Genomic DNA, 6,135 nt, shown 5'->3' on the forward strand with positions numbered 1-6,135 from the left:
TCTTTATCCCCCTAATATTCATTTCTTCTATTCGTTAATTTTCAGGCCAACTTCAAGCCCATGCAGAAATACTTGATGGTTATCCAAACATAAAAATTGCTGAATCTCTTCAAATTTCATATGACCAACTGAACAAACGCCTAAATTTAATGTCTCAGCAACCATATTTAAGGTAGCAGTGATAATGCCTGACTCAATACAAGCAAATAAATATCCATCTGAACCGTATTTAGGGATGGAAGCGTTCGCATTATAAACCAAATAAACTGAGAAAGCAGATTGAGTAAATAATTCCTGGTTAATTAACTCATGATCACTTTTGATTACTTGATCAATGTTGTTTACAATCACAAGACTATTTTTTGATGGGTTATAATAATAAAACCCAGCTTTCATACCTTCTATACGTTTTGGTTTTATATAAACAAAGATATCAATGGGATATAGCCCGCCTGCACTTGCGTAATGATAGTATATTTTTTCTTCCCTAACCTGTTTTAGAGTTGATATGAATTGGGAAAATTCTAAAAAACTAATATGTTTTTCCATATCAAATTGACGACAAGACCTACGTTCCTTGATTATAGTAGGTAACTCATCTGTTGTTTCAAGTTGAATTTCAGTTGACCGTGCAGCAACGTGCGTGCGATTTAATTGTTCATTCATATACTTATCTAACTCTTCTTTAGAAAAGCGAATCTGGTCGCTATATGGATTTGTAAAAATCTTTTCTTGTGTAGAAAATACTTCTCTTGGGTGTAATATGTTACTTACTAACACACGATTTTTTATCATAAGCTCTATTGTTTTTTGTGTCTCTTCTATATTTCCTAACGAAAAGCGCTCTACTAGTTCACTAATTTTTACACCTTTTTGAGCCATAAAATAAAACTCAGGAAACCACTCAGACAGAATGCCTGTAAATCTCATTTCCCCTATCAAAACTTCATTATGCAACTTCTCCCAATGTTTAATAGGAGACCAGTAATAAATTTTCTCGTTCATATAACCCTCCATAAACGTTTAACTTATTTTTGAAATGCAATTTTCAAATCTACAAAAAATATTTTTTAGATTCTGATCCTTGTCTCATAGTGATTATAAATACATGCACTTCAACGAAACTTGAAAATAATGAAATAACTTTTTCTTCATTAATTTTTTTTATTTCATCATAAAAAGTGTTTTTTTATTAGATATTTCACATCCTTTCCCATAGTAATCCTATAAGGTATAAACCATTTAGAACATTGAGAATACTCATGCATTTCCAATGTGAAATTATTGTAATGGATTGGAGAGCGGTTGAATATAGTTATTAAATCAAATAATGTTGAGAAAGTTTTATTTATTATATCGATAAAATTTTCTGATGCGATTTATTACAAATAGATTAGGAATAGAGTTTTAAATTTTTCTTTAGAAGTTAGTGTAAAAATATAACATACTATTACATACAAGTGAGTCACTTACATATCGTATTTAAAATAGAGAAAAGACACCATTCAAGGTGTCTTTTCTCTATTTTAATTCGATATACTTTTTACGCCTTTGCTATCTTTAAACGATTTGTAGGAATTAATACAACTCGAACCTCTAGTCCGTTATATGTTCGAATATGTAATAAAAATTATATAAATTAAGAATGTATTTCAGATAATTTTATAAATAAACGCAAAGACATCTTCTTCCCCCACTGTTACAATAACAATAATCTCTTGTCTATTTCTTTTATTAAATTGTAATATAATTACAGTATGTGAAATTATATTACATTAACTTTAAAAGCGAAGTGAAAACAACCTTCACCTCGCTTTTTGCATTTATAATCCGTATCTAAATTACTCAATTCTATATATACTTCCACATTATTTGCTTTTATTTAATTGGTTTCTCCGTTTTTAAAACTAATGAACTTAATGCAGGAACTTTAATTTTATTATCATGAACAACGTAAAGTGTTTTACTGCCCGCCTGTTTACCGTCTACTAGTACTTTCCAAGGACCTTTCGATGGAAGCGTTATGTCAACGGTTTCTCTATTTGCATTATGAGCCACCATAAAGTATTCGTTTTTCTTACCATTTCCCTCTATTGAATAAGCCACAACATTTTTGGGAGTATCAATAAAAGAGACCTGTTTTTTAATTTGTTCTGCAGATGTCATTCGAAAAGCTGAGTACTTTTTGCGTAAATCTATTAAGCCCTTCATATATTCTACCTCATTATTAAATGCTGCACGGCGTAACCAGTCCATTTGGTTAATTGAATCAGGAGATTTGTAACTGTTATGATCACCATATTTCGTGCGCATAAACTCTTGTCCTGCATGTAAGAATGGAATGCCTTGTGATGTTAATAATATTGAAGAAGACAATTTGTGCATTTGTTTTCGCACTTCTTCACTGTCACCTGGATTAGTTAACTCAAGTTTGTCCCATAATGTATGATTATCATGCGCTTCCACATAAGTTAGCACCTGCTCCGGATCTTTATACGTAGACGAATTTGTATCGTAGTCAATGCCTGCTGTAATCCCTTTTTTAATACGGTCTTCCATGTTTTCCTTCCCATTTACAAAGCCATTTTCTTTCTCCTCAAATACACTACCTTTCAATCCATCTCGTATATTATCGTTAAAATGAGCAATCCCTTTCATTTTCTCTGCATTTTTTTGATTTGCTTTCAATTCAGCAGCAAGAGGTGTATTTAAATCCCAACCTTCTCCATGCAGTATAATAGAAGGGTCAATTTGATTAACAGCTTTACGTATTTCATTCATTGTTTCATAATCATGAATACCCATTAAATCAAAACGGAATCCGTCTAAATTGTATTCTTTTGCCCAATATGTGACGGAGTCAACCATAAATTTCCTCATCATTTTCCGTTCTGAAGCTGTATCATTTCCTACTCCGGTTCCATTTGCAAATGTTCCGTCTTCATTGTAACGATAATAATAACCTGGAACTAACTTATGAAAATTAGATTCCGCAGCGTTATACATATGGTTATATACTACATCCATTACTACACGAAGATTATTATCATGCAGTGTTTGAATCATTTGCTTTAATTCGGTTATTCGAACAGTTGGTTCATATGGATTTGTAGAATAGGATCCTTCTGGAACGTTGAAGTTTTTCGGGTCATATCCCCAGTTATATTGTGGTTCGTTTAAATTCTCTTCATTTACTGAAGCATAATCAAATATCGGTAAAAGCTGTACGTGCGTAACACCAAGATCTTTCATATGATCAAGTCCTGTTTTCACATCTTTAGGCCCTCTTGTTCCTTTTTCAGTTACACCTAAATATTTTCCTTTATGTTTTATACCACTTTCGGGCTGAATAGAAAGATCACGTACATGCAATTCATAAATAATTGCATCTTCCGGATTTTTAAATTTTGGCTTTTTATTCATTTTCCATTTTTTAGGATTTGTTTCTTCTAAATCGACAACTGCACCTTTATCTCCATTTACAGAAGCAGCACGCGCATACGGATCAACTGCTTCTGTCCACTTATCCCCAATTTTCACCTTATACGTATAAAAGAGGCCTTTTTGGTTCCCTGTAAGTTCTGCTTTCCAAGTGCCTTTTTCACTTTGTTGCATGTTTATTTCAGTACCTATTTTATCGTTCCATTTTTTATATGTAACTAATTTCGCTTCACTCGCAGTAGGAGCCCATACACGGAACTTTGTATGTTGTGGTGTATATATATTACCTAAATCGTTACCACCATAATAAAATGAATGATCAAACTCCGCACTACGAATGACTTTACCGATTTCGGTATACGTATCAGCTACGTTTTCGATTTTAACTTTGTATGATTGTTTTAAATCAATTTTCTGCTCCGTAATTATTTTAAACTTATTCGTAACATTCCCACTGTTTCTATCATAAGGACTAATATCCTTAATTCTAATGCCTTCAATTTCAATTTTCCGTTCCTTAATATGAAACGGCACATTAGTCGTTACAGTAATTTCATTGAAACTATCAATAGTTGCTTTTTGAATTGATAGATCCGAAGAAGGCTTAGAAGTATATACTTTATCATCACCAGAAAGAATCCATACTTCAGCACGACCGTCCTTTATATTTTCAATCCAACGATCGCCACCATCTTTTTCCCAATCATTTGTACGAATGATAAATCCTACACGATCATAGTCACCATCTAAATTAATTTTAGCGTACTTTCCAAATTCATCTTCACCAGTAAATTCATATGATTTACCATTCGCATTTTCTCCCCATAACCAAAGGTTCCAATCCTTTGTATTTCCAGACTGTTCTTTGTAATGAATGATAACTTCAGTTGTTTTCGAATTTGAAACTGCTTTTACACTTTGAAAAGAGAAAACAGATGATAACATAACGATTATAGTAAGTAATAAAACTGATTTGTTAATTAATCTTTTTATCATTTGCACCACATACACCCTTTCTTTAAATAGTACGTACAATTTATTATGCTCGTACTAAATTACACTACTTAAATTAATCTAGAACTCTCTTTTACTTCACCCCCATATTGGCTATTTTCACATATGTATTTCAATGATCTTTTAATACGAAAACGTTTGCATTAATGTTTAAAAAAATAGATTTATTTATGTCTGCATATATTTGTAAATACTAAAAGATCAAGGAAATCATTTTAAAGCAATCGTTTGTTATCGCTTTCATTCTATAGCACTTTCTATTAAGAGGTCAATATATTATTAATTTTCTGTTTTTATATACTTTAAACCTTATATATGTGTCGTAACTTCATAAAGATATACAACTTAATTATTGCTTAGTAAGTGTATTTTCAATCATACATTGCTGTATAAAAAAACAGCTACCATCTTTAAAATGACAGTAGCTGTTTTTCATAACGTAATAATATATGAATGGAAACTATATTTCTAACTTACTTAATTTTTGCTGCATCAAATGCCTTTTGAACTGCTTGAACTTCAGCAGTATTTGCTCCATATTTATTCGTTGCCACTCGAATACATGCTGATCTCAATTCTTTGAAATTAGAAGTCATATTTAACTCATCTGTATTTGCATAATAGAAGATATCAAACATTTTATCTTCACCAATTCCTTTAACAGTTACTCCGTTATGAGTTCCACCTTTTGCAATGAGATACGCAACTTTATTAATAATGCTTGAATTAAAATGAACGCCACCTTGATCCCATCCGTTAAAATCGTTAAATTCACTGTAATCATCTGGATAAGGTACTCCAAGTGAAGATGGAACAGAAGCCGGGTTTTCCATATCACGGAAAACAGATCCAGTTTGTTCTCCCATCGTCCAGTTAAAGCTTCCATTATTTACGTATTTCTCAATAGATGTTCCCATAATATCAGATAGTGCCTCATTAATCGCACCAGATTCACCGTAATATTCAAGATTAGATTCGCTAGAAGTAACAGCATGTGTAAATTCATGGCCAGCTACGTCATATGCCTTGACGATAGGATCTCCATATACAAGCATACTTCCATTATTCGCACTTAATGCATTCTGCCAATTTTTCGGATCATTCGTATCTCCAGAATCCCAAGCGTGTACAACTGAAACTACCTTTTGTCCCTTATTATCAAAGCTATTACGCTTGTATTTATCTTTATAAAAATCAAATACTTTTGTTGCTAAGTAATGAGCACTTACTGCTTTTGGATCGTTAAATGTTGTCGAAGTACTAGTTGCTAATGTACCAGGATAATAGCTTTCTTCTTTAGTAATGTCTCTATAATTCACATCATATGTTTCGATTCCTTGCCCTCTTGTATAATCAGCAAGAGCATATTTGCCATTACTTTGTTGAGAGATTCCAAATGTACGTGATATACCTAAATCATCTTTTCCTGTTCCAGTTAATGATGTAAGATTGCTTTTTTTACTTTTCTTTAATGCTCCAACTAGTTTTTCACTTGCTTTTAAGTTAGATTCTTGTACCATATTTTTTAACATATCACCATTTTGTGCATTTACTAAATAAGTTCCGGAAACATATTTTGGTGTTGCAGCTTCAAATGTAACTTGGTATGCATTGCTAGCTTGTCCATTATTTTCATCAACAAAAATAACTTCTTTAACTTCAGGCTCAGAAATAAAATTG

The 6,135-nt window shown here is 32.0% G+C and carries 3 protein-coding genes; all 3 read right to left on the bottom strand.

The window, feature by feature from the left end:
• Window positions 1–27: 27 nt before the first annotated feature.
• Window positions 28–1,005 carry a SagB/ThcOx family dehydrogenase gene (locus tag GFJ36_RS14345; protein WP_141522845.1) on the bottom strand — a complete coding sequence of 326 codons (978 nt, stop codon included), beginning with the start codon at window positions 1,003–1,005 and terminating at the stop codon, window positions 28–30.
• Between the two features lie 873 nt (window positions 1,006–1,878).
• Window positions 1,879–4,437: a type I pullulanase gene (gene pulA, locus GFJ36_RS14350; protein ID WP_227557229.1), complete on the bottom strand. Its 2,559-nt coding sequence runs from the start codon at window positions 4,435–4,437 to the stop codon at window positions 1,879–1,881.
• A 491-nt stretch (window positions 4,438–4,928) separates the two neighbouring features.
• Window positions 4,929–6,135, bottom strand: a 1,207-nt coding sequence (locus GFJ36_RS14355) for a M4 family metallopeptidase (protein WP_242015995.1), incomplete at its 5' end; no start/stop codon positions are given.

Source organism: Bacillus sp. EE-W1, from assembly GCF_009760835.1.
In the GTDB taxonomy this organism is placed as follows: domain Bacteria; phylum Bacillota; class Bacilli; order Bacillales; family Bacillaceae_G; genus Bacillus_A; species Bacillus_A wiedmannii.